This window comes from Catenibacterium sp. AM22-6LB, from assembly GCF_003435615.1.
Classification (GTDB): Bacteria; Bacillota_I; Bacilli_A; order Erysipelotrichales; family Coprobacillaceae; genus Catenibacterium; species Catenibacterium mitsuoka_A.
Genome location: NZ_QTUM01000007.1, coordinates 12,944 through 39,390, shown reverse-complemented (window position 1 = coordinate 39,390; position 26,447 = coordinate 12,944). Strand labels below are relative to the sequence as shown.

General features: G+C 32.6%; 26 protein-coding genes and 1 pseudogene. 2 read left to right on the top strand and 25 right to left on the bottom strand.

Annotation, left to right across the window (positions count from 1 at the left end):
* Positions 1 to 46: 46 nt before the first annotated feature.
* The 7 genes from DW269_RS03065 to DW269_RS03035 all read right to left on the bottom strand — a co-directional run bounded on the left by DW269_RS03065 (position 47) and on the right by DW269_RS03035 (position 11,048).
* Positions 47 to 940 carry an EcsC family protein gene (locus tag DW269_RS03065; protein WP_117458503.1) on the bottom strand — a complete coding sequence of 298 codons (894 nt, stop codon included), beginning with the start codon at positions 938 to 940 and terminating at the stop codon, positions 47 to 49.
* Between the two features lie 94 nt (positions 941 to 1,034).
* On the bottom strand, positions 1,035 to 2,141 hold the full coding sequence (locus tag DW269_RS03060; RefSeq protein WP_117458502.1) for a restriction endonuclease subunit S: 1,107 nt from the start codon (positions 2,139 to 2,141) through the stop codon (positions 1,035 to 1,037).
* Positions 2,142 to 2,221: 80 nt separating this feature from the next.
* Positions 2,222 to 3,217, bottom strand: coding sequence for a site-specific tyrosine recombinase/integron integrase (gene xerA / locus DW269_RS03055; protein ID WP_117458501.1), 996 nt, complete (start codon positions 3,215 to 3,217; stop codon positions 2,222 to 2,224).
* A gap of 61 nt (positions 3,218 to 3,278) precedes the next feature.
* Positions 3,279 to 4,427: a restriction endonuclease subunit S gene (locus DW269_RS03050; RefSeq protein WP_117458500.1), complete on the bottom strand. Its 1,149-nt coding sequence runs from the start codon at positions 4,425 to 4,427 to the stop codon at positions 3,279 to 3,281.
* Between the two features lie 45 nt (positions 4,428 to 4,472).
* Positions 4,473 to 5,933 carry a class I SAM-dependent DNA methyltransferase gene (locus DW269_RS03045; RefSeq protein WP_117458499.1) on the bottom strand — a complete coding sequence of 487 codons (1,461 nt, stop codon included), beginning with the start codon at positions 5,931 to 5,933 and terminating at the stop codon, positions 4,473 to 4,475.
* Positions 5,934 to 6,034: 101 nt separating this feature from the next.
* Entirely contained in the window at positions 6,035 to 10,597 is a 4,563-nt protein-coding gene (locus DW269_RS03040; protein ID WP_117458498.1) for a GH32 C-terminal domain-containing protein, read from the bottom strand.
* A 181-nt stretch (positions 10,598 to 10,778) separates the two neighbouring features.
* A complete protein-coding gene (locus DW269_RS03035; RefSeq protein WP_117458497.1) occupies positions 10,779 to 11,048 on the bottom strand; it encodes a GTP-binding protein in 270 nt (89 codons plus the stop codon).
* A 95-nt stretch (positions 11,049 to 11,143) separates the two neighbouring features.
* Here DW269_RS03035 and DW269_RS03030 point away from each other — a divergent pair, with 95 nt between their 5' ends.
* Entirely contained in the window at positions 11,144 to 11,323 is a 180-nt protein-coding gene (locus tag DW269_RS03030) for a hypothetical protein (RefSeq protein WP_117458496.1), read from the top strand.
* 270 nt (positions 11,324 to 11,593) lie between these two features.
* Here DW269_RS03030 and DW269_RS03020 read toward each other — a convergent pair whose 3' ends face one another.
* The 17 genes and pseudogenes from DW269_RS03020 to DW269_RS02940 all read right to left on the bottom strand — a co-directional run bounded on the left by DW269_RS03020 (position 11,594) and on the right by DW269_RS02940 (position 25,858).
* Entirely contained in the window at positions 11,594 to 12,064 is a 471-nt protein-coding gene (locus DW269_RS03020; RefSeq protein ID WP_117458494.1) for a hypothetical protein, read from the bottom strand.
* Entirely contained in the window at positions 12,061 to 12,513 is a 453-nt protein-coding gene (locus DW269_RS03015) for a DUF3990 domain-containing protein (RefSeq protein WP_117458493.1), read from the bottom strand. Before DW269_RS03015 ends, DW269_RS03020 begins: the two co-directional genes overlap by 4 nt.
* A gap of 17 nt (positions 12,514 to 12,530) precedes the next feature.
* Positions 12,531 to 12,688, bottom strand: a pseudogene (locus DW269_RS12895) (tyrosine-type recombinase/integrase); the annotation flags it as partial.
* A gap of 192 nt (positions 12,689 to 12,880) precedes the next feature.
* Complete coding sequence (pepF, locus tag DW269_RS03005; RefSeq protein WP_117458492.1) at positions 12,881 to 14,680, bottom strand: oligoendopeptidase F; 1,800 nt, start codon at positions 14,678 to 14,680, stop codon at positions 12,881 to 12,883.
* Between the two features lie 96 nt (positions 14,681 to 14,776).
* Positions 14,777 to 15,523, bottom strand: a complete 747-nt coding sequence (gene tpiA / locus DW269_RS03000; RefSeq protein WP_022425257.1) for a triose-phosphate isomerase — start codon at positions 15,521 to 15,523, stop codon at positions 14,777 to 14,779.
* A 24-nt stretch (positions 15,524 to 15,547) separates the two neighbouring features.
* Positions 15,548 to 16,732: a phosphoglycerate kinase gene (gene pgk / locus DW269_RS02995; protein ID WP_117458491.1), complete on the bottom strand. Its 1,185-nt coding sequence runs from the start codon at positions 16,730 to 16,732 to the stop codon at positions 15,548 to 15,550.
* A gap of 75 nt (positions 16,733 to 16,807) precedes the next feature.
* Entirely contained in the window at positions 16,808 to 17,701 is an 894-nt protein-coding gene (locus tag DW269_RS02990; RefSeq protein WP_117458490.1) for a haloacid dehalogenase-like hydrolase, read from the bottom strand.
* A gap of 56 nt (positions 17,702 to 17,757) precedes the next feature.
* Positions 17,758 to 18,546: a Cof-type HAD-IIB family hydrolase gene (locus tag DW269_RS02985; protein WP_158546294.1), complete on the bottom strand. Its 789-nt coding sequence runs from the start codon at positions 18,544 to 18,546 to the stop codon at positions 17,758 to 17,760.
* A gap of 71 nt (positions 18,547 to 18,617) precedes the next feature.
* Positions 18,618 to 18,881, bottom strand: a complete 264-nt coding sequence (locus DW269_RS02980; protein ID WP_117458488.1) for a hypothetical protein — start codon at positions 18,879 to 18,881, stop codon at positions 18,618 to 18,620.
* Positions 18,882 to 18,900: 19 nt separating this feature from the next.
* A complete protein-coding gene (locus DW269_RS02975; protein ID WP_117458487.1) occupies positions 18,901 to 19,737 on the bottom strand; it encodes a PTS system mannose/fructose/sorbose family transporter subunit IID in 837 nt (278 codons plus the stop codon).
* 1 nt (position 19,738) lies between these two features.
* Positions 19,739 to 20,587 (bottom strand): PTS sugar transporter subunit IIC, encoded by an 849-nt coding sequence (locus DW269_RS02970; protein WP_117458486.1) that lies wholly within the window; start codon positions 20,585 to 20,587, stop codon positions 19,739 to 19,741.
* Between the two features lie 30 nt (positions 20,588 to 20,617).
* Entirely contained in the window at positions 20,618 to 21,109 is a 492-nt protein-coding gene (locus DW269_RS02965) for a PTS sugar transporter subunit IIB (protein ID WP_117458485.1), read from the bottom strand.
* 14 nt (positions 21,110 to 21,123) lie between these two features.
* Complete coding sequence (locus DW269_RS02960; RefSeq protein ID WP_022425265.1) at positions 21,124 to 21,552, bottom strand: PTS sugar transporter subunit IIA; 429 nt, start codon at positions 21,550 to 21,552, stop codon at positions 21,124 to 21,126.
* Between the two features lie 114 nt (positions 21,553 to 21,666).
* The gene (locus tag DW269_RS02955) at positions 21,667 to 22,944 is read right to left on the bottom strand and encodes an extracellular solute-binding protein (RefSeq protein ID WP_117458484.1); all 1,278 of its coding nucleotides are present in this window, start codon (positions 22,942 to 22,944) and stop codon (positions 21,667 to 21,669) included.
* Positions 22,937 to 23,611, bottom strand: coding sequence for a response regulator transcription factor (locus DW269_RS02950; protein ID WP_117458483.1), 675 nt, complete (start codon positions 23,609 to 23,611; stop codon positions 22,937 to 22,939). Before DW269_RS02950 ends, DW269_RS02955 begins: the two co-directional genes overlap by 8 nt.
* Positions 23,604 to 24,908 (bottom strand): sensor histidine kinase, encoded by a 1,305-nt coding sequence (locus tag DW269_RS02945; protein ID WP_117458482.1) that lies wholly within the window; start codon positions 24,906 to 24,908, stop codon positions 23,604 to 23,606. Before DW269_RS02945 ends, DW269_RS02950 begins: the two co-directional genes overlap by 8 nt.
* A complete protein-coding gene (locus tag DW269_RS02940; RefSeq protein WP_233502409.1) occupies positions 24,908 to 25,858 on the bottom strand; it encodes a sugar ABC transporter substrate-binding protein in 951 nt (316 codons plus the stop codon). The genes DW269_RS02945 and DW269_RS02940 overlap by 1 nt, the downstream gene beginning before the upstream one ends.
* A gap of 170 nt (positions 25,859 to 26,028) precedes the next feature.
* Between DW269_RS02940 and DW269_RS02935 the strand changes: the two genes are divergently transcribed.
* Positions 26,029 to 26,229, top strand: a complete 201-nt coding sequence (locus DW269_RS02935; protein WP_117458481.1) for a hypothetical protein — start codon at positions 26,029 to 26,031, stop codon at positions 26,227 to 26,229.
* A gap of 32 nt (positions 26,230 to 26,261) precedes the next feature.
* Here DW269_RS02935 and DW269_RS02930 read toward each other — a convergent pair whose 3' ends face one another.
* The gene (locus DW269_RS02930; RefSeq protein WP_022425271.1) at positions 26,262 to 26,447 is read right to left on the bottom strand and encodes a PspC domain-containing protein; all 186 of its coding nucleotides are present in this window, start codon (positions 26,445 to 26,447) and stop codon (positions 26,262 to 26,264) included.

Below are 26,447 nucleotides of genomic sequence, written 5' to 3'. Positions count from 1 at the left end.
ATTCATTTTTCATAATGAATAACCAACTACTATTAAATATCTCTGATTAAGCATCTATTACATCAAATTCATCAAATGATTTTCTTGAACTTGGATTACATAACGCTGTGTCCTGTAATGACTTTTTCAAATTATCACAGCAAGGTTTAAATGATAAATAAGTTATTCCTCCACCAACAACACCACCAACTACAGGAATTGCTTTTCTAAAGAAACCAGCAAAAACCTGTTTAGTCATATACACACCAAACCATCTTGAGATTTTCTTTACAATAGGATAGAAAGTACCTTTTGTTAGTGCTTTTTGTAATAGTTTTTTCTCTACTCCTTTTCCTAATGCATTAGAAAGTATCTTAATGCTTGCAACTGAGCCCTCTACTCCATACATTACACCTAAACATAAAGTAATAAGATTCATAGTCTCGTCATCAATATTCACACCATTTTCAACATTTATTTCAGGAAAACCATACAGATATAACAATTTCTGTATAGCTCTTAGCATATACCCATAATATTGAGCAATATCTGTTGGCAATGTAGCAAACATAGCAGCTCCACCAGGAGCACCCAATGCTAAGGAAATACCACTTACACAATTTCTTTCATATTGGATTACTTGATCTGCTATATTATCAATTTCTTCAACTGTTATACCTGCATGTGCTGGATTGAACTTTACTGCGTCTTGAACAACATCATTTGCATAGTTTTTCATAAATTGCTTTCTCAAAAATTCTTCTCGATCAATATGCACACCCGGTATTCTTAGCCCAAGAATAATTATATCTTCAGTATCCACTCTTCCATCTTTATTAATATCTAAAGCATCAAATACTTTATCATTAGAATCAAAAACAATATCTTTGCCTTTTGAAACAGCCTTTTTAACTTCATTTCCTGTATTTTCAATAACATTCTTCATTTCAAATTTATTCATTGTAAATACCCCCACAAATAATATTCATAAAATAATTTTAGCACATTATGCTTATGAATTGAGATTTTATTGATATATTGACATATAATCACAACTAATATAAAAGCCCAAAATCGTTCAATAGTAACTTAATATGTTTTATTGCTAATAGTTCACGTAACCTTGATTTATCGATTTCTTGTACGAATGATGCGAACTGATTTTGGAGTTCTAGAGGGGGAACAGGAATTGATATTTCTCCTATTTTTTTAGCGGATGGCAAATGTACTAAACAGGCATTACGAGCTTCTTTCTTCATAAGTCCTAGCATATAAAAATCCCAAATATTTTCAAAATATTTATCATTGATTTTATCATTTTGCAATGTCAGTCTTAATAAAGAAGGAGAAATTACACCCTTTTCCATATTCTCATCAAGTTTTAAATACTTACCTAAAGTTCCATCACAAGTAATAATATAATCATTTGGAAATAATTCAAATCTTGACACTTTTCTATCAAAGTATTCTTTTGATATATAATACTCTCCAAGTGATTGATTTTTTTGAATAGCATTTATTTGAATATACACTTTATATGTATCTTCTCCTTTTGGAACAAACAAATCTTTTTTCATGTCACTTCCGAAAGGACCTTTTGTCATTCTTGCAACCAAATCATTAAACTTTACAGAACTATATTTAAACTCAATATTAGGATCCCCAAACATCTCCACAAATCGGGCTTTGATTGCTTCGTCTAGTAGTTCCAATTGGTTATTCTGATTATCAATAACCTCTAAAATCTTATCCAATTTCATAACTATATTTTTTTGCTTTTCAATTGTTGGCAGTTCAACTATGTTCTGTGAAGTCGCAGACAACCATTGTCGCTTATGATTTTCAGGCGTATGCTGTAAGAACTTCAACAAATAGTAACAATACTTAATATCTGCTTGTTCTGTATTCTTCAATAACTTCATAGCAGAAGATTTTACTTTGAATGGAAAATCAACAAATTGCACCGAAGTAGTAAAATCATCAAATATAATTACTGGCAAATTATCAAATATATTATTCTTTTCATCAGTATATCCAAGTATAAATGACTTACCAGCTGTTAATACTGGAGTCTCATAAGAATCATCGTATTGATCACTGTCTACGATATATTTTGCCGGCTGTTCATAAGAAATGAATTCTTCTAATTTACATCTACTCATTCACTCCACAAATGCAGATTTGCATTTAATCATAAAATCAGGATTTATAGAGCACTTTCCCACCTCAATTTTTTACTCTATCAAGCCACAAACTTTCTATGTGACTCTTTAACATTATTCTGATTAACCATTGCATAATGCATAGTTGTATCTATTTGTGAATGCCCTAATAAACTCTGTACCTGTTCAATAGGCATCCCTTTATCTATAGCTCTAGTAGCTACTGTTCTTCTAAACTTATGTGGATGTACTCTATGTATACCTAAACGTCTACCTAAATTCCTTAATCTTATCTCTACACCACTAATCTGTAACCTATTAAAAGGTTTATCTAAAGAGACGAATAATGCTGGATTATCATCTGTTCGGCTCTTTAGATAATTCTTTAAGTGTATTTTTGTTCTTGCATCAAAGTAAACAGGTCTTTCTTTATTCCCCTTACCAAACACAACACATTCTCTATTCTCAAAATCTATATCTTCTATATTGATATTTACTAGTTCCCCTACTCTCATACCTGTAGAAGCCAACAAATCAATAATAGCCAAGTCTCTTAAATTATCACAACTATCTCTTAAACACTCTAAAGATTCATCAGATAAAGTTTCTTTAATCACCTTATCTGTTTTTATCTTATGAATTCTCTTCATAGGGCTCTTAAGAATATAGTTTTCTTCTTCTAGCCAAGAGAAGAAACTACTTAAATTTCTTCTTATATTATCTATACTTACCTTAGAACAATTGTTTATCTTCTGATAATCAGTAAGATATGTTCTTAAATGATCTGTAGTCATATGTGTAAAATGTATATCTGTTCTATTCTCCAACATTACTAAAGTAGACTTATAATATTGAGTTGTTCTTTTTGAACATCCTTCTATCTCTTTTGATGCAATAAACTTATCTATGAGTTCCATATTAGAGTATTCAAAGATATCCTGAATACTATCTTCTTCCATAATAAAAGTTACGTTATCCAGACAAGACTTTAATGTTCTATGTAACATTTCCATCTGTGCATTGTCTAGATAACGTAACAATTTCTGTTCAATTTCTTTAATAATAGTTTCTTTCATGTTGATAACCTCCGTTACCAACATCATCTACACCCTTATTAAACAAATTTATTCAATTATATTAACCAAAATACTCTTGCATTAAGCTATCAAATAGTTCTTGTGATGCTTCTAATGACTTCTGTATTCGAGACCTTGATTTATCGATTTCTTCTACGAATGATGCGAACTGATTTTGGAGTTCAATTGGTGCCATTATAAGTTCTACATTTTTGAGCATGCCTGCATTCACTACATTCATAGTCGAATGTCCAGATGCTGAATTCAGTATTTTTTGTAAATCATCACTTCCAAAAAAATATTTGAAATATATTGAAATAATAAATTCTGCATCAAATGCTATTTTCAACAGACGTGGATTGATTATCCCAGGTTCAAAATTCTCTGGCATAATCATTGTTTTTCCGCATGTACCTACCAAACTTATCAGTATATCTCCTGCATGAACCTCGCAACTTTTTAAACTGTTAAATCTATCTTCATTAATATAATAATCTCCAAAAGTAGGATCATTTTTTATCACTTGTTCTTGTCCATATATTTTAAAGCCCTTTTTTACATAAAATTCTTTTTTTAAAGATGAGCCGAAAGGTCCTGCTTTAATTGAAGCTTTTCCTTCTTTTATCAAATTACCTATTTTGACTTTTGGATATCTTGTTATCTTATCCGTTGGACGACCAAACATCTCCACAAATCGGGCTTTGATAAGCTCATCTAATAAATCTAATTGTTCTTGATACTTCTCAATAATTCTCTTCAAACTAGTAAGTCTATATGAAATATCTTTTTGATAATCTAAATCAGGATACGGAATAACAACATTATCAAAGTCTTTCTTTGTAATGTGTTTCATTGTAGCTCCATGTGTCTTTAAAGACATTTTATCTAAATTGTATTCAACAGCATACATGAAATAGAATTTGTCAATTTCAACTTTATCAAATACAACTTTAAAGATATGTTGATTTAATAATGCTTTTCCACGATTCCAAAGATATACACCTAAACTAGCAGACCAAGAAATCAACACATCTCCATCATTTAACTCTATTTTTTTAGGATAATCTCCATTGTAATATCCTAAGTCATAAGCATTACCAGTGAGATCTTGTATTCTGATTATAGGTAATCCTTCACTACCTCTCTGTTCTGGCTTAAATGCATAACCATTTATATAAGTAGCGATATCACCAAGCTTTTTATACTCCACACTTATCCTACAAATGCAGATTTATCACCCACATTTAGCTCCTTTCTAGTCCTTCAATAAAGACTTTAATTCCTTAATACTCTCTTCTATCTCTTTATTAAGTGCTTCAATATCACCTAATATCTCATGAGTAGGACGATACTCAACCTTCTCATAAACAATCTCTTTATATTTATTAATAGAAAGATCATAATCATTCTCTGCAATCTCTTCTTTAGGTACAAAGAAACTCTGCTCTGTTCTCTTTCTATCCTTCTCTTCATCTAAATGTTCATATCTATGAATAATATCAGGAATATCATTCTCTTCTACTGGTGAACGCTTATCATCTAATGAAAGACCATCAGCTTTCATATCATAGAACCAGACATTATCAGTACCACCTGTAGTAGTCTTAGTAAATACTAATATAGCTGTAGATACACCTGCATAAGGTCTAAATACACCACTAGGCATAGAAATAACTGCATGTAACTGGTTATTCTCTACTAGTTCTTTTCTAATACTCTTATGTGCTTTACTAGAACCAAATAATACACCATCAGGTACGATACATGCACATCTACCACCTACCTGTAATGAACGTAAGAATAACGCAATAAATAACAATTCTGTCTTCTTAGTCTTACATACAGATAATAAGTTTTCTGCAACTACCTCATAGTCTAATGACCCCTTGAATGGCGGATTAGCTAAGATAAGAGAGTACTTATTTTCATCAATATTCTGTTGTGAAAGGCTGTCTCTATATTCTATTTGTGGATTTTCTACATAATGAGAAATAAGGTTCATAGCCCCAATTCTAAGCATTGTAGAATCCATATCAAAACCATTAAACATCTTATTATTAAAATGTTCTTTAAGTTTATCATCTAAGAATAATTCTTCATGTTTTTCTCTTAAGTATTCTTCAGCACCAATAAGGAACCCTGCAGTCCCCATTGCTGGATCACATATTGTATCTGTAGGTACAGGTTTTACAAGATTTACCATCATATTAATGATATGTCTAGGTGTTCTAAACTGTCCATTTGTACCAGAATTATTAAGCTTATTTAATAGGTATTCATATAAGTCACCTTTTATATCTGCTTCTTCTGTATTGAGTCCTTCTATTCCTGTAACTACTTTCTGTAATAGGTTTGCAGTAGGAATCTTAAAGATGGCATCTCTCATAAATCTTGCATAAGAAGATTCACCATCACCTTTTAAATTCTTAATGAATGGGAATAATTCATCATTCATAATTTGATACATCTTATCAGCACTACCAATATCCTTGAAATGATGCCATCTCAAATATGGTTTATCTTTAGGGAATAAACCTTCAATATTCATTCCAAATAATTCAGCATCTGCTTCATTCTTTGTTTCTGCTTCATCTAATTGTTTCATATACATAAGATAAGTGAATTGTTCAATGACATCTAAAGGGTTAGTAATCCCTCCTGTCCAGAACGACTCCCATATCTTATCAACCTTATTCTTTAATTCTCCTGTTAACATAATGTTCTCCTTATCTTTTGACATTATAACATAGTTCACTCCACTAAAAAAAGAACAACTCATACCCGAGCTGTTCTCTTAATTCAAAACGTCCAATTATATTAATCTTCTTTTCTTCTTAATAATGTATATCCAACAATACTTAATAAAGCAATTACTGCAAACATTCCTACTAAGCTTTCATCGCCTGTTTTTACACTTACAGTTGTATCACCATTATTAATTGTTTTTAAGTTTGCCATTGCTTTTTCTAATTCAGCTTTTGCATTATCCACTTCAATTTGTGTTGCATTTTCATCATTATATACATCAGTTGCTGCTTTTAAGGCATCATTAAATAGAGTCCATGTAGCTTCTGTGTATTTTGTAGCTTCTAAACCACTTGCTTTATCGATGAGTGCTTTTAAAGCAGTTTTATCAACTTTAATTAGAATTAATTTTTCAATAGCTAACTGTAAATTTGAATATGCTGTATCAATTTCTTTTTGACTACTATCATCAGTATTCAATACTTCTTTTGCCCTATCTAGTGCTGATAAATATTCTTTATAGCTATTTGATGTATAATCTTTTTCATTGTATGTTTTAGCCACCAAATCAGCTAATGCTTTATTTGAACGAGTTATTACTTTTACAGTTGTTGTAACACCATTTGCAATTGTTCCTGTTACGCTATAAGTACCTGGTACATTAACATCAATTATATCTAAATTCCATGTAATTTCAGCCATTTCTTTTTTATTTAAATTATCATCCCCAGCAACAGTTACCATTGTTGGTAAAAGTGCTTTGATATCTTCTAAATTAGCATTAATAGCTGGGTGTAAATCTGGTATTTTAGATGTTATTTGAGTTATTGGTGTATCTGTTGTAATATAGAAATTTTGATATTTAGCATTTGTATTGTATATTCCTAAGCCTACATAACCTTCATTATATTGACGATCAGATTCACTAATTACATGATTTATATATTCTACACCATTTACTAAAGCAACAATTTTATTACCGTCGACATTAATTTCTATATGGTATTTGTTATCAGGTGCTATTGCTAGGTTATTTGTACTTGCAAAGGTATAATCACCTTTAAAATCAAATAAACGTACAGTGTTTCCATTTAATTGTAATGAATAACATCCATCCCATACATTTTTTGTTTTTGATTGAAAAATAAAGTTTAATATACCTGTTTGATATGTAGCATCTATTTCATATTTAAATTTATTTGTACTAATTTTATTCGCAAACATGAAGCCGTTGTCATTAGAAGATGCAACATATGTTTCATCATCAATATGCCAGTTGCCAGCTACAGCTTTAAAATCACTTAAATTTGTTTTAAAATTATTTTTATAAATATGAACTGAACATTTTTTTGTAATATTTGGATTTTGTTTTGCTGCAACAGTGATTGTTGCGTCACCAGCTTTCAATGCTTTTAATACAGCTTTGCCACCATCTTGTTCTAAGGAAATAACATCCTTATTATCAACTGTATAAACTAACTCTTGAGATAATTCAGCTGGTGAAACCCAACTATTTAATGTAAATTCATCACCTACATAGCCATCGATATTAGTTTTATTAATTCCTACAGATAGTGGTTTAGTTGGTGTTAATTTATCTGTCCAAATTGTTTTCATTGGATATATTGTAATATTTCCAGTAGCATTACCATCAATACTATAAACACTTAAACCTTTACTTACTGGACTTGCAAAAATTTGCATTGCTCCTGCAACTGTATAATCCTTTGTAAATACTTCTACAGAACTGCGATCAACATAAATATGTAAATCAATTGAACCATCAGCATTCAATTCAACATTTTGACCACATACATTAAGTCGTTCACCTTTAACAACAATAACTCCTGATTTTAAACGATCAATAGTTAACTGTTTATTTTTTAGATTATATTTAACAACTGTTTCCTGATCATTACCTGTTCTAACTTTAAAACCTACTTCACTGCATTTACTATCTGGTTTTAAATGTGCAACAAGTTCATAACTATCACCACTAAAATTCTTTAATGGATTATTTTTTTCATTAATAGTAACGTCATTTAATTCAACTTTATTTGCTTCATCTCTTAATGTTTTATATTCATTAATTGGTGTTTGAGTTAAATAATATTTACCAGAACTATTCTTCTTGATTCCTAATCTTAACTGTAAATTATATGTTCCGTTAAAAATAGTATTACCATTAGCATTAGGAATTGCATTATTAAAACCACTATCCCAAGTGTTCATCCAATTTAACGCAATAATATCTTGAGGTTTAAAATTATCCTTAGTTCCAAAATCCCCTCTATAATATGTCATTGCTGCGTATGAATCAGGACCAAAGTTCATAATTCCATCATTATCTTCATTTCCCATTCCACCAGCATTAGTACTTGCATATTGTTCATCAGGAACAAAAGACCATTTACCATTAACTTGTTTAAAATCACCTATTTTATATTTTCTTCCGCCACGGTCTAAGACCCATTTAACTTCGCCAGTTTCTTGATTATTTTCATCTTTAACTACTAATGGATATAAATCTGGACATTCAGTATGTAAATCTCCATAAACTGATTCAACTTTCCAATTAACTAAATCTTCTGATGAATATATTCTTAATGGTCCTCCAGCGAGCACCATAAACCATTTATTTTCATATCTAAATACTTTTGGATCTCTACATGCAGTATTTTTTAAAGAATCGTCTGTCCAATTAATTAAGACTTTTCCTTCATCATATTTATGGAAAGTTTCACCATCTTTACTATATGCTGCAGTAATTTTTTGAACATCACTACCATTACCACCATTAGAAGTAATAAAGAATACAAGTCCTTCTTCACCTTCATTAAATATTGCTGGTGCTGTTTCATGATTAGCAATTACTGCACACCCTGAATACATTGTTCCATATTCATCTGGATAAAATTGAATTGGCTGTTCTTTCCAATGAATCAAATCTGTACTTGTCGCATGAGACCAATGCATTGGTCCCCAATTTGATGAATCATAGTATTGGTAAAATAAATGATATTTTCCTTTATAATATACTAGTCCACATGGATCATTACCCCATCCATCTTTTACAGAATAATGGTATTGACCACGATAATCTTCGTTATAGTATGATTCATCAGCTTGCATACGATGAACACGGATTCGATATAAAACCTTTGCATTTCCATTTCTTACTGTTAATGTATAAGTTTGTAAGTCTTTGGTAACTGGCAAATTATTAATATCAACTATTTCTCCATTTTCATTAGTCGCAACAATTTGACTATCATTTTTAATTTCTGGACTTAAGCTTACTGCTGTTGTACTGTTTGTAACATATGTAATGTAAACATATTGACCTTTAGAAAATGCAATTTGTTTATCAACTTTACCATTAATACTATTAACACTCAAATTATCTAATTGAGGTGAATTAGTACCATCTATAGGTGTGTATTCAATATTTTGATATGTTACATTGCCATTCCAAGTAAGTAAACCAAATTTACCCCTTGTAAGAGCATCATTTTGTCCATAATGAGAATCTTCATTACGATCATTCATCGTATAATCAGCAGTATTAATTACAAGTTGACCATTGATATAATAAACAATATGTTTATCAATAACAGTCACTTTTAAATGATACTCATCATTTTCATCTAATGATATAGACTTTGATCTAGCCAAATCATAAGTACCATCTTGTTCAAATTTAAATAATCTTGCTTCTCCACTAGCACCATTAATATTTGCTACATACATACTTTTATTATTTAAATCTTTACTTGCTCTAAACACTAATGATGCTGCACCACGACGTTCATTAAACTTGACATCTGCTTCATAAACAAAATTATCTCCATCTGTTTCACTTAACAAAAACGCATCATTTGCACCATTAGATTTTCCTGTAATTCCAATATCACTAATTTTATAGTTATCATTTTCTTTAATACCATCTAAGTTTGTATTTAAAAACTTGGAATTACTTGTATCTGTAATTTTAATATTACTAAATTTAGCACTACTATTAAATGTTAATAACCCAATATATCCCCCATTCCAATTATCAACTTTACCAGTTCTAACAACTTCATTTTTAGCATTATTTGATAACTTAAAAACATAATTACCCATTTCATCAAATTCAATATACATATGAACTGTATCACTAAAATCAATTGAACGGGCTTCATCACTAGTTATGTAAGCGTAATTTGTAACACCATTTTCTACTTTAAATAATCGAGCTCTATTTTGTGTCTCATCAGTATTAAAATTAATTGCATACCACGAATTAGTAACATTTTCTTGATCTGCAACGCCTATCGCCAATCCTGCACTAATTCCATCAATAAGTTTTACATCTCCTTCATAAATAAAGCTTTTGTATTTATCTCCTTTATTTAATAAAGCATGATGATCAGCACCATCTTTTTTACTCAACACTATACCATCTTCATTTGATGTAACTTCACCATTACTCTTAGAAACAAAATCATGTAACTCTTTTGCTTCTACTTTTCTTTCAAATGTTCCATTAGGAACATTAGTTTTTTCATCCAGCATATTAGATGCATTTACAAACGTTAGATTTGTAAAACATAATGAAAAAACTAATAAAAAACTGAATAATTTCTTTATCATATTTCCCTTCCTTTCCTTTTCTTAGAAATCGCTTACACATTTATTATATAATTATTAGTTTGATTAGTGATGTGTGATATGTAACATTGGTATATGACAAATGTCATTTAAACTGTTCTTTATTTGCAACAATACTCCAGTGATTAAAATAAAAAATTGGAAGGTTACTCTTCCAATCTATCTAAACCAAATTATTTTGTGTTTTATACTTAATCTTCTTATACTTATCAGTTTTAACAAAGTTTTCGCAAATAGCTTTCTTTCTTAATCCATCTCCAATAAATACCATCTTACCCATGCCTTTGGAATCAAGTCCTGTAATGCTATATCTACATCCAAATTGAAAATACTGTTCTCCCGCCATCAGCTGTCCCTTTGCTCTAATGATATTTCCAAATCTACCATGAATTATTGCTCCAAGGAAGGATAATAATTGTTCTGGTGTTTTCATGGAATCATTTTCTAGTGAAATAAAGGCTATTCGCAGCATTTTATGTAATTTTAAACAGAATTATATTATACTAACACAAAAGGGTGGGATGTGATATGGAAAATAGAAAGATTATTCTTGATGGGGTATCTTATAATTACTTTACTGATGAAGAGTTAGATGATTTCAAAACTACAATCGCATACGAAGAAAGAAAAAAGAATAAAGACTTCAAACTTATAGAGTTTGAGGATTTCATAAAAGACAGGGAAGAAAAATATGGGGTCAAATTTTAATGTAAAAATTGATTCTTATGTATTAGAAAAAATAGACAAAATTGATTACTACAATCATATCATAAAAACAGGTGGAAGATTATACCGTCTCAAAAGGTATATTTTCCACCTGTTTATTAATGTAATTTGTGCTTTAACACTATATTTTTCAATTCTATTTTTCATAAGATGTTGGTAATCTCTTTTTACTTCATTAAAAGTTGATGAAGTGGGAGATCGATCCATATTTATATTACTTATCTGTTTGAATAGTACATATTCCATCACTTATTAAAACTCTCCTTCTTTATATGCTCTAGCAATCACATAAGAAGGTTCATAAAAAGCACCATTTGTATAACTATCAATAGTATTACAAATTTCATCGTTATAAACGCGAATAATACCTGATACATAATCTTCATTAGACACTGAAGTATCTACAATAAGACGTGAATAAACCTTTCCCATATCCATAGCCGTTGGAATAATAGTGCATAACTCACTATCTACGTCTTCTATATTAAATTTGCCTTGTTTTAATCCATAATCTTTGATCCAATCATCTGCAACTTTATCTGGATTCTCACAGTGTAGTACACTTGCAACACTAATCAAATGATACAAGTTATCATAACCTATAGTATTGACCACATACTTATTTCTTTGACGTAATTTACGTGCTACAAGCTCAATCATGAAACACATAAACAATAAATCATTTTCAGTTATCTCTTCATCTTCAAAGTATTTATTAATCATAGTGAATAACTCCTTTCAAAACAAAGTTGTTTCAAAGATTCTTCTGTACAAAATACAATCTGATGTGTAGGATACTTGAACTTTACTAGTTCCCAGAATGCTTCTCTAGTAATTAACCCTCGCACAAAATCATCCACATAATTCCAAATAGTATCATCTGCCATAGGACCTTCTACACAATCATAGTTATGTGTCTTACCTCTTCTACAATCCACTACAAAATCTAACCATTCATCCGTCATTTCATTAAATACTAATGTATTTAATGAATCATCCTTAGTGTAGCTATATACATTCACAACATGTCCATGCTTTTTAGTCAATGCCCAACGTTTAGCTTGTTTTTCTAAATTTGTACAATAAAAACCATATCCAAAATCTTTATAAAAACCATCTGTAATAATTTTTGGCTGATCTACAATCACACTACTTCCATGAAATAATTCCATTAGTAACCATCCTTTCTTTAAGTCATATACTTTCCATGAGACTCTTTTACATTATTTTGATTAACCATTGCATAATGCATGGTTGTATCTATCTGAGAATGTCCTAATAAGTTCCTTACCTGTTCACCAGGAATTCCCTATCTATAGTTCTAGTAGCTACTGTTCTTCTAACCTTATCTTTTGACATTATACCATAGTTCACTCTATTAAAAAAAGAACAACCCCTAAGGGTTGTCCTATGACTTCTTGCTCACGGCATATTAAAAATTATAGTAAGAATACAATCCTATTAATCCTAGAACTAATATGATCAACAAAATTGAAAAAATTATTTTTTTGTTTTTAAATTCATGCTAATCTCTCATTCTTATAATTTCTTTAATGTTTCTTCTACATCATCTAGAATCTGACTGAACTTAGTTAAAGCTCTAGATACAGGTTCTGGTGTACTAAAATCTACACCTGCATGCTTTAATTCATCTAATGGATAAGCACTACCACCCATTGATAAGAATTCTAAGTATTTCTTTACTGCACCATCTTCATTATTAAGAATTGCTTCACTTAGCGCAACTGCTGCACAATAACTTGTTGCATACTTATATACATAGAATGGTCTATAGAAATGAGGAATTCTCGCCCATTCATACTGTACTTCATCATCAATGACGAGATCTTCACCAAAATAATCTTTGATCAAGTTCTTATATAATGTATTCATGCTTGCTGCAGTGATGGCCTCTCCTCTTTCAGCCATGGCATGTGCATCTCTTTCAAATTCTGCAAACATTGTCTGACGATAAACTGTTCCTTTGAAACCTTCTAGATAATGGTTTAATAAAGCCAAACGTTCTTTAGGTTCAGTTGTCTTCTGTAATAACTGTTCTACAAGTAAGTTTTCATTGACTGTAGAAGCGACTTCAGCCACAAAGAGTGTATAGTCTGCATTTTGTGGTGTCTGTGTATGGTTAGAAAGCCACGTATGCTGTGAATGACCCATTTCATGGGCAATTGTACTGACACTATCTAATGTGCCTGTAAAGCTAGTAAGAATGTATGGATTAGAGTCATAAGTACCACTAGAGAAAGCACCACCACGTTTACCATTATTAGGATAAACATCAATCCATCTATCCTTATAAGCTTGTTTTACTCTATTGACATAGTCTTTACCAAGTGGTGTGACTGCATCTAATACCATCTGCTGTGCTTCTTCATAAGTATATGACTTAGATGATCCTGCAACTAGAGGTGTATAAACATCATAATAGTGTAGTTCATCTAAACCAAGCATCTGTTTTCTTAAACGTACATAACGATACATTTCAGGCATGAACTTTCTTACTGTATCTACTAAACTATCATACACTACACCAGGTACATGTTCATAAGCCATGCTCATTGCACGTGAAGATTCATAATGTCTCACCTGTGCTTCTGCCACTGCTTCTTTAATACATGCATTATATGTAGAGGCAAAGGTATTAATATGTTGTTTGAATCCTTTATAGAAAGATTTAAAGGCATTTAATCTAAGTGTACGGTCTTCACTCATCTGTAAAAGAATATAGTTAGACTGGTTGAGTTCATGGACTTCTCCATTTGAATCAGTCACTGATTCAAATGTCATATCAGCATCCTGTAAGCTTTCAGAAATCTTACTAGGAGCCCCTAATGTTTCTGTAAAGGCGGCAAGAAGGGCTTCTTCTTTAGCACTTAATACATGAGGTTTCTGATCTAATAACTTCTGCATATTAAATGCATATGGTAATAAATCATCTGAATGTACAATTGATTCTAAAACTTCTTCATCAAGTGATAGGATTTCAGGTTCAGCAAAGCTGATTGCAGTTGCATAAGCTGTATAGACTTGATATGCTTTTGCTTCCATTGCCTGTGCGTCACTATCTCTTGTATCTTCACAATTTCTAAGTGATGCATAACAATAGAAATCAGACAATTTTCTACCTAGATGTGTATCAAAATCAAAGAATTCTCTGATTGTTTTCGCATTATTGAGTTTTCCCTGGTATTCTGGTAATTTCTTAATCATTTCATCAAGTTCAGGTAATGCGTTATTCCATTCTTCATCGTTTTTAAAAAGTGTTGAGAGATCCCACATATATTGTGGATCCATATCTTTACGTTCTTTCATTGTTTCTGCCATAATAATGCTCCTTTCAATGAGTTAGTTATAGTATACCACTCATTTGTATTTCATACACAAAAAAAGATGATTCCAAAGGAATCATCTCTTAAATAATTAGTCGTTTAAAGCTTCGATCATAGCTACGTATGATTCAACCTGTAATGATGCTCCACCAACTAAAGCACCATCGATGTTAGGCTGTTCAAGTAAAGCTTTTAATGTAGCAGGCTTTACAGATCCTCCGTACTGGATTCTTACTTTTTCAGCAACGTCCTGACCATAAAGTTCAGCAACTACACCTCTAATGTAACCACAAACGTCTTCTGCGATTTCATTAGTTGCAGTCTTACCAGTTCCGATAGCCCAGATTGGTTCATAAGCGATAACTACTCTTTCAGCAGCTTCAGCTGTAACATCCTTGAACGCAGCAACAACCTGAGTCTTAACTACATCATGAGTCTTTCCAGCTTCATATTCTTCTAAAGATTCACCAACACAAACGATTGGAGTCATACCGTTGTTTAATACCTGAAGCATCTTTAAGTTAACAGTTTCATCAGTTTCACCGAAGTACTGTCTTCTTTCAGAATGTCCTAAGATAACCCATTCAACACCGATTTCTTTTAACATTCCAACGCTTACTTCACCAGTATAAGCACCACTGTCTTTGAAATGGCAGTTTTCAGCAGCAACGATTAAGTTCTTTGCGCCTTCTTTAGCAGTTGCTAAATCTAAGAAAGGAGTAGCGATACCCCAATCAGCTTTATCAGTTACTTTACCATCAACAGCAGCAACAAATTCCTTTGTTTCTGCGATGCCATGGTTCATTTTCCAGTTTCCTACAATAATTGGTTTTCTCATTTTAAATTATATCTCCTCGAAAAATTATTTATCGTTGATAGCAGCGATACCTGGTAATACTTTACCTTCCATATATTCTAATGATGCTCCTCCACCAGTAGAAATATGAGATACCTTATCAGCGAATCCTAACTGCTTAACAGCAGCTGCAGAGTCACCACCACCGATGATAGTGTTAGCACCCTTAAGGTTAGCTAACATGCTACATACAGCTTTAGTACCTTCTGCGAACTTAGGCATTTCGAATACACCCATAGGGCCATTCCAGATAACTGTCTTAGCACCTTCAAGTTCTTTAGCGAATAATTCAACAGTCTTAGGACCAATATCAAGACCCATGTATCCTTCTGGTACATCTTCACCAACAACCTTGATATCTCCATCTTCACCAAACTTACTGCTTACTACAGAGTCGATTGGAAGGATTAACTTATCTCCACCCTTTTCGATGAATGACTTAGCTAAGTCTACCTTATCTTCTTCAACTAATGAAGAACCAACTGTATGTCCCTGAGCTTTAGCGAAAGTATAGCACATACCACCACCGATAATGATCTTATCAGCAATGTTTAATAAGTTTTCAATTACACCGATCTTAGAAGATACTTTAGAACCACCTAAGATAGCTACTAAAGGTCTTTCTGGATCAGATACAGCCTTACCAATATAAGCGATTTCCTTTTCTACTAAGAAACCTGCAACTGCTGGTAAGTGAGCAGCGATTCCTACAGTTGAAGCATGAGCTCTATGAACTGAACCGAATGCATCTTCTACGAATACATCACCAAGTGATGCCCAGTAAGCACCTAATTCAGGATCGTTCTTAGTTTCACCAGCTTCATAACGAGTGTTCTGAACTAAGATAACCTGTCCGTTTTCAGCATTCTTAACTGCTTCTTCAAGTTCAGCACCGCGAGTAGCGTTTACGAACTTAACATCTCTTCCTAATAATTCAGCAAGTTTAGGAGCAACAACAGCCATATCGTTCTTAGCTTTGTCTTCTTCCTTCTTGATCTTACCTAAGTGAGAGAAAAGCACAACAGCCTTTGGGTTGTGATCTAATAAGTAGTTGATTGTTGGTAATGCAGCAACAACTCTGTTATCGTCTGTAATTTCTCCTGTGTCTTTGTCTCTTGGTACATTGAAATCTACACGTACAAGAACTGTCTTGCCTGCGACATCAATATCTCTAATTGTTAATTTATCCATTAATTATCATCCTCCTACGACGAATTATAGCACAATTAAATATTTATATACAATCAAAAATACTATTCTTACCAATTATCTGTTTACAGATGAAGCAATTTTATGATATGTCCATCTTTTTCCTCTAATGGCAACGCTTAACGTCATGATATTTTCAGGTAAAGCCATACCACACCATCCAGCATCACCAATATGCTGGATGTCTACGCCACATCTTTTATTCACAATAGCGATTTCTCTGACTGTTTCAGTATCTGCACCTTCCTGGCTTGTACCGATTGCAGATAGTGCTAAAGCATTATGTGCATGAATATATTCACATGCTTTAGTAACTGTTGCTTCAGATAATCCTGGTACTGTATTTACAGCTGGCATTAAGATCACATCAGCACCTGCATCAATGAATTCCTTAATAGCTTCTAAATCTACAACTGGTTCATTAACACCAGCACCATGCATCTTACCAGCAATAATTAAGCCCTTAAAATATTTCTTAGCTTCCTTAATTGCAGCAGCAATTGAATGATTAGATACACCAACACCTGGGTTACCTGTTAAACAGATGAAGTTGAATCCTAATTCCTGTGCTTTCTTAAATGTTTCTGCAGTTGCCTGTCTACCAGATGCGATTGTCTGTCTTTCTTCAAGCATATCAGCATCTAAGTCTACTGGTTCAAGGTTACATCCTACTGGTCTACCAATTAATTCCTGTAACTTCTTAACTGGTTCATTACATTCTGGCAAACCATTGATCACTGGATTATTGCAATCAAATACATTTAAAAGAACCATATCACTACCAAAAGAAACAGCGAGTTCCGCATTTGTTAAATCTCCTAATAATGGTGGGATAGCCACTACTGTTTCAGTCATGACAGTTCTTCCTTCACATGCAAGAATAGACTGTTTTAATTCTTCTCCATTCATTGCAAGCATTTCACTTGTTGTACAATTCAATAATCTTTTCATTTTTTCCATACCTCCGTAATTGCTTACATTATACTACAACTATCCGGAGATTTCTTCTATATAATATGTAATTTTCGTAAGGCTTTGAAAATGCCATCCTGATTATTGGTACTTGTTACATCTTTTGCGATGTTTTTAATATCATCAGGTGCATTTCCCATCGCAATACCCATTCCTACACTCTCTAGCATCTCTTTATCATTATAGTTATCACCAAAAGCCACAATATCATTCTTATCAATAGAATAATAGTCACATAGATGATTAATGGCATCTGCTTTAGTGACTCCTTCATTCATGATTTCTATTAAGATATCTGAAGAACAGGCAATAGAACAATGAGGAAATCTGTCTTTTAAGTTTCTTTCTATCTCTTTTGTATAAAGAGGATTACACATACATAATAGCTTATGTATTTTTCTAGAAGGATCTAAAGAAGAAAGTGTACCTTTCTGTGCTTCTGCTTTTACTATACGTTCTTCTCTTAGTACACGAGGATCTTCTTTATCCTCTACTAACCAATCATGTAATGCATAAATATTAATAGTACAATCAAATTTCTTTTCTTTAATAAAAGTAATGACTTCTTCTGTCTGTTTATAATTCATCCCATTTTCATATAATACCTGTCCCTTTTCATTTAAGATGAGTCCTCCACTAAAACAGATCATTGGACAAACAATATCATTCTCTTTCAGTATTGGATAGATACCTTCTGGACTTCTTGCAGAGACAGGTAAGAAAGGAATATCTAAAGATTTAATAGCGTCTCTTGTTTTAGGACTCATATGATGGTCATCTGTAAGTAATGTGCCATCAATATCACTTAATATACATTGATACATATTGTTACCTCCAAAAAAATGAGCATCACAATCAGTGATGCTCATATAGCTAAATGTATAAGTTGATAGGATTATTGAATTAAATCTAATATCTTATTGACGTTGTTTCTACCATTTCTGATTCCAAGCCCAATGACCACAGATGCAATCACACAAAGCACCATACCTATAATGCCAATTATTCTTAAGATGATAGCAGATGGTCCAAATAAAATGAACGCAAGGAATAATGAGGAAAAAATGATTGAACACTTTAGCCATCTCTTTAAGTTATTAAGCATCTTAGTTTGATATTTTACTTCTTCTACATAATGTGATTTAAGCTCTTTATTCATGATAGAACGCTCCTTTATATTAGTATTTTAGTCCAGGGTTGAAGAATCCAATAACAACACCTACGAAAGCAACAACTACAAGTAATAACATTACTTTGATAGGAGACATTTTCTTCTTAGCTAATAGATACCAGCTAATAATAACGAATGCTGCTGTTAAGAATCCAGGATATACACCATCTAATGTTTTCTGTAATTCTAAGAAAGGCTTAGTTGCACCAGCTGCAGTCATTGTGAATGAAGTTTTGATACTTACCCAAGTAGCTGCAACAGCACCAATAACGATACCACCAAGCATTGTGATAGATTCTCTTAGTGCTTCACCCTGAGGACCTACTAAGAAGTCTACGGCTTTACCACCAAGTTCATAACCTTTGAAGTATAAGAACTTCATTCCGAAGTATGCGAATAAGTTCCATACAATCATATAGAAGATAGCACCAAGAGGAGAACCTCCAGTACTCATACCTAAAGCGATACCTAATAAGATTGGAATAACAGTACCTACAACTAATGAGTCACCAATACCAGCGATTGGACCCATTAAACCAGCACGTAAACCATTGATTGTTTCATCATCTACGTCCTGAGCACCGTTTGCACGTGCTTCTTCAAGACCAGCAGTAACACCAACGATAACAGTACCTAACTGAGGTTCAGTGTTAAAGAAAGCTGTATATGTTTTTAAAGCTTTTTCCTGATCTTCTTTTTTGTCATATAACTCTTCGATAATTGGTAACATTGATGTTAAATAACCAAAAGTCTGCATATGTTCCTGTGAGAAACATGTAAGGTTACCATAGTACCAATGATGGAATGATTTTGATAGAGTTTTCTTTGAAATCTTCTTTTCCATTTTAGATATCCTCCTCGTCATCATCATCTAAATCATCTGCAGCAACAACAGCTGGTTTTGATAAAGAAAGCATTTTGATTTTATAATTGATTAAAGCGAATAATGCAGCAACTAATGTTGCAGATACTAAGTTAATGCCAAGTGAAGCAGCTAAAGTGAAGCCAAAGAAGAATGGGATGAAATCTACTGCTTTAGTAACAATCTGTTTTAATAAGATAGCAATTCCGACACATGGTAATAATGAACCAACAGTGAATAATGTCTTCATAGCAAGACCATCCATTGGTAAGTAAGTCTTGATTAAGTCAACCATTGGTGCACCCATTTTACACATGATTAATGTTGGAATGAATGAACAAATGATATGTGAGATCCAAGGAAGTACCCAGTTAACTGTATATAATTTCTTGAAATCACCTTTTTCAACTGCAGTCCAGCCGACATGCTGCCATGCTAAGTTGATAGTAGCTGTTCCATAGAATAATACTGTACCTAATGTACCAACCATTGAACCGAATGAAGTAGCAAGACCCTGAGCTTCTCTTGAAGCAGGATTTAAACCATAAGAATGAACCGCAATCATTGCTAGTGGGATACCAATGTAGCTGACAGCACGAACGTCTGCAGATACTGTTCCACCAGGAGTAACTAATGCGATATAAACTAACTGCATAGCGATACCAACAAGAATACCTGTCTTTAAATCGCCTAAGATAAGACCACAAATTAAACCACCAACTAAAGGTCTACCTAAAGTGTAGTTACCAATAGAAGTACCACCTAAACCTGGCATACTTGATAAACAAGCAAATAGGCCAAGTAGGGCAGCTTGAAACCAACTAATTTCCATAATTTTTTTCTCCCTTAAATATAATATTTGTTAATAACCGAATTTACCTTTGAAATCATCCCATGTACCGATTGAGACATCTGGTAGTAAGGCAAATTTGATTTTATAACCTGCTTTAGAAATTCTTTCGAATGCATCTGCTTCTTCCTGAGTAATAGACTGGTTATTACCAAGCTTTACAGCGCCTTCACGGTCATTACAAGGACCAACAATAACTGTATCAATACCACACTTGAATCCCTGATCTACTAAGATTGTAGCCATATCAACAGGATTCTTAGTGATTAAGAAATACTGAGTATCAGAGTCTAATACCTTCTGAGATTTCTTAGCAAAAGCATCAAGTGTCCAGACAAATGTCTTTTTACCACTTGCAGCTTTATAAGCAGCCTTTAATACGCTGTTATCTGCTGCTTTATCATTAACTGCTACTAAACCATCACAAGGATATTCTCTAGCCCAGCGAGTACAAGTCTGACCATGAATCATACGGTCATCAATACGAATAAATGAAACTGACATATTTATTTTCCTCCTTAAATGTCGTCTTCTTCGTCATCATCTGATGCGAGTTTAAATTCTTTTAATGCTTCATGTGCTTCACCAAGTACTGCCTGAGGAAGCATTTCCTTATCCATGTTATCCTTCATTAATACTGTAGTTAATGCAAGTGGAAGGTTCATACCACCAAGGACAACTGTATTATCTGTTAAACCTTTTTCATTGATTACATTTAGTGCAGTAGTTAATGGTGATCCACCAATTAAATCACCAAGAAGAATGATTTCATCTTCTCCAGTAATAGGACTTACTGCTTCCTTAAATACTTCTGCGAATTCATCAGCAGTTTTACCATTCTCTAATCCAACTGCAATGACTTCTTTCTTTTCTCCAGCTAACATGCTAAGTGCATTGGCTAATCCCTTTGCAAACTCACCATGGCTTACAAGTACTACATATTTCATCTTTCTTCTCCTCCTGTGATTACATTCTAGCATTCAAACGCTTTCATTCCATCTGTCTAAAGTCATGTCTTTTATATGACATTTGTCACATTAAAAAAGAGTGGTTAAACCACTCTAGTCATTGAGATATTTGTTTACTTCTTTTTGTAATTCCATTAAAGAAAGATCAAAGTCATCACTTGAATGAACAATCTTTCCAATGCCGTTATTAATCATTGTCATTGCTGAATCATATTTCTTAAACTTCTCTCTATTACGGGCAACTAGAAGTGCTTGATTCAATAAAGACATACTTATCTGACTATCTCCTGATTCTTCATCTAACATATCAATAATAGTCTGAGATTGTGCAACCTTCTTTAAAGGTGAAATACCTTGAGAATAGTGTGTTAAAGACTGCTGAGTCTTTGTATCATTACACAGTTCTTTTAGTAAATCCCAGGCCTGTGATTTATGATAAGATTTACTACTCATCCCCATAAGTAATGTAGAAACCTGTGTACTACCTTTATCTTTACTTACTGTTGGCATTTTAAGGCAATCCCATTCAAATGTAGAATACTTCTTAATACGCCATGGATAAGGTTTATAAGTACGATAGACTGATAAAGAGAGTGGTGAAAAAGCCACTAAGCCTTTATCAAATTCTTCAGAAGTGACACTATGTCCCTTATTAAGATTATTAAGCTTTCGATAGAATTCTAATGCATTTCTCACAGCACTTTGCTCAAGGAAACATTTTGTTCCTGTTTCATTAAATACCTGTGTGCCATATCCATAGATAGAGTCAAGCCATTCATAATCATAACAGCCATAATAGTTATTAGAATACTCACTTACTTTCTTGCATATTGTATAGAAATCATCCAAAGTCCAATCATTATCAGGCATATCAATATGACATTCTTCTAAGAGTGTTTTATTCACGAACATGAGTGTAGGATCACATTCATAAGGTAATGCATATTGGTGCTTAGAATAGGTACCCGCCTTTAAAACACTTGAATAATAATCATTTTCACTGAAATTCTGATCATGAGTCATATAACTATCAATGTTTGCAAGCGCACCAATAGAACTTAATGTATTAAAATCATCATCAAGAACCATAAAGACATCCGGTTCCTTCCCTCTCACAATCTTATCAGAAAGCCATGAAGAGTAATCACTCTTCATAATACCATTCTCATACTCTACTTTTATTCCAGGATATTTCTTTTCAAATCTTTCTATAGCCCCATCAATAATCTTATAGCTTTCACCACTTGGTACACCCCAGTTACTTCCAGAAAAAACACCTAGTTCTAAAGTAATGGTATTAGGATAATTGACCACTATCATAAAGAAAAGTGATAATACTATTATAATTAATACAGGTTTAACTCTACTCATCGTCAATCGCCTTTGTGAGTAAACCACTCTCTACTGTCCATATCGCAAGTTGAGTACGGTCTCTTAAGTTTAATTTAGAGAGTATAGAGCTTAAATAGTTTCTGACTGTTCCTTCTGATAAGAAGAGTTTCTGGGCTATTTCTTTATTAGATAAGCCATATCCTACATGCTGTATAACCTTCCATTCTGGTTTACTTAATGTTTCTACATCTTTTTCATCTACTTTAATAGTATAGTTGTTCTGCTGCATCTTAGAGAACATACTAAAGACTTTTGTCGCAATATCAGGATTAATCATTGCCCCTCCGGTATTAACTGTCACAATTGCTTTATAAAGTTCATCCATTGATACACCTTTTAATAAATAACCACTCGCACCATAACGCAAAGCACTAAAGACAAAGTCATCATCATCAAAAGTAGTCAATATAATAATCTTTGTATTAGGATATTTCGCTTTTACTTCCTTAGTAGCCATAACACCATCCATACCGGGCATACGAATATCCATTAAAATAACATCAACAACATACTTTTCTAAACATTTTAATACTTCAAAACCATCTGATGCAGTATCTACCACATCAATATCAACATGCGTACTTAATACTATCTTTAATGATTCTCTAATCAGTTCCTGATCATCTGCAATCATTACCTTAATCATATAGTTCTCCCTCCTGCAAAGGTATAGTGACAATAGTTAAGAAACCATGATGACCATCATAAGCGACCTTACCATTAATCATACCTAAACGTTCTTTCATCTGTTTTAATCCAAAACCATAATGAATCTCTTCACATCCCTGTCCATTATCCTGAATCTTTAGATATAAACTATTATCTTCTATATATAATGAAATATCAATATGCGTTGCATCACCATGTCTTACTGCATTCGTAACACTTTCCTGAATCACTCTAAATAAGATGTCTTCTTTAGTATTTTCAAAATCCACTTTATCTAGACGATAATCTAGAGAAATTGTGAGATCACTGACACTTGTGAATTCTTCAATCATATTTTCTATAGCCCCTTTAAAGCCATGCTGTTCAAGAGCACCAGGACGTAATTTATTTAAAGAGTTACGCACATCCACAATTCCTTGTCTGACTACTTTACTAATGACCATTAATTGTTTCTTGGTTGCTTCTGGATTGATATCAATCATTGCAATGCAGGCATCTACACCTGCTGCAATACCTGTTAAGGCATGGCCTAAAGTATCATGGATTTCACGAGCAAGTCTTTTTCTTTCTTTATCTTCCGCAATCTTTTCACTCACTGCTGCATAATTCTCTAATTCATGATTGACTTGATGTACCATGATTAATTCCTGAGTCATACGTTCATTTTCCTGTACTTCATTCGCAATATAAATCATTAAAAAGAGAATAAAGAAAAGAAGATTAATAATATCTAAGAAGTTAACACCTACCTGCAATAAACCTCTAGTCGTACTTGTATAAACTTCGAAATAAGCATCCGCATTCACAAGAGGAAATAATGTACTAAAGAAATCATAGTTAGATATTATAAGAAGCAAACTTAAAGGAATTGTCAGCCATTTGACATATTTATTCTCTTTAAATCTAAATAATGCATCACAGAATATTAAATAGATAATACCATGATAGCTAAAATAAAGAGATTTCATTATGAAAAATCCTAGAATTGTTTCTATAGAAAGAAAGAGAAGATTCTCAAAAGGGTATTCTTTAACACGATGATCAAAGACATTCATTAATACAATAACACCGCTAAAAAGAATTAGTGTTTCAAAGAAGATCAATCCTGGGTTTTCTGGGATATAGTTTAAAGAGCTTAGAAAGTCTCTAGAAAGCTTATTCGCAATAATATAGTTTGTACTGAACATAAATATCATTGCGTAACATGTGATCATAAAGAAATTCCAAGACATCATAAATGTACGGATTCTTTTTAAGCTAATACTTTTCAACATTATTGCCACCCCTTTAAACTATAGGAGTCGATATTGTCTTTAGTAATCATTGTGACAGGTACTTCAATAATTTTTGGAATATCTTTTCTTTGAAGAATATCATACATCTTCTTTGCAGAGAGTTTTCCAAACTTAAGTGGAGATTGTGCAGCTGTACCTGCGATAAGCGGACTCTGTTTAATAAGTGATTTTAAATCTGGTGTGCCATCTACTCCATAGACAATAATATCTTGACGATTTAATGATTCTATGGCAGCGAGTGCACCTAATGCTGAAGGATCATTTAAAGCCATCACAACATCAACATTTGTATGCTTTTTTAATACTGTCTGCATTAAAGGCATCGCACGTTCTAATTGTCCTTCACATTCTGCAGAGTCTATAATTTGATATTGTGGATAATCTTTAATAGTATCTACAAATCCCTGTATTCTTGAAACTGCTGATTCGACAGTAGAATGTTTTAATAAGACAATATTGGCTGATTGCATTCTTTTCATCATATTTTGAGCACATAAAACACCTGCATTATAATTATCAGATTCAATAACACAATCAATCAAATCTGTATTATCTACAGACGCATCTATCGCAATCACTGGAATTCCTGCTTTTCTTGCAGAGTCTAAGGAAGAAAGCTTCTTTGAATCAATAGGATTCACAAAAATACCATCCACCTTCTTTGATACAAATTCCTCTATCTGTTCATTCTGTTTATCTGTATCAAGTTCAGGATTACGTACAATAAGTTCATCCCCGTTTTGTTCTATTTCTTTTCTTAATTCGTTATTAACCACTTCATAGAAAGGGTTGTTCATAGTCATATAAGTTGCCCCAAAGACAAGATGTGTCTTTTGTGGTGTTAGATAGCTTGTATAAACTGTTCCTAACAATACAGCAATCACTAATCCTATAATAATATGAAGTGTCCTTTTACTTCTCTCATCCATTACTCTCACCTACTTGTGTACATTTTAACATAATTCTTACATCCTCTAAATGATAAAAATACAGAGATTATGGTATTATTTGTTACAAATTATGTAAAAGGGTCTATAATATATATAGGCAAGGATAATCTCATTGTATTTACTATTATTTGACCAAGGGGATGATTTCTATGTTAGATATGAGAATTTTAAGTGATCCATATGAAGAAGAATGCTTTCTAATACTAAAAAGCAACCTTCCTAAAATGAAAGATGAGGATGCATTAGAACTCTATATAAACTTAAAAAAGTCTTATAAGAAGGACAGAGGTTTAATGCGTTATATCTTTGATGAAACAGAAAAGATTGCACAGAAATTAATGACTATCTAGCCAAAAAAAGAAGGTTCGCGAGAACCTTCTTTTTAGTATTCACTTGGGACAATAACCGCAAGAATAATATAAGCGAGAATACCGCTTCCTCCTAGCGCTGTAAATGCGACCCATCCTAGTCTGACAAGAGTAGGATCAATCTGGAAGTATTCCGCAATACCTCCACATACGCCAGCAAGCATACGGTCATGAGCTGAACGATATAATCTTTTATTCAT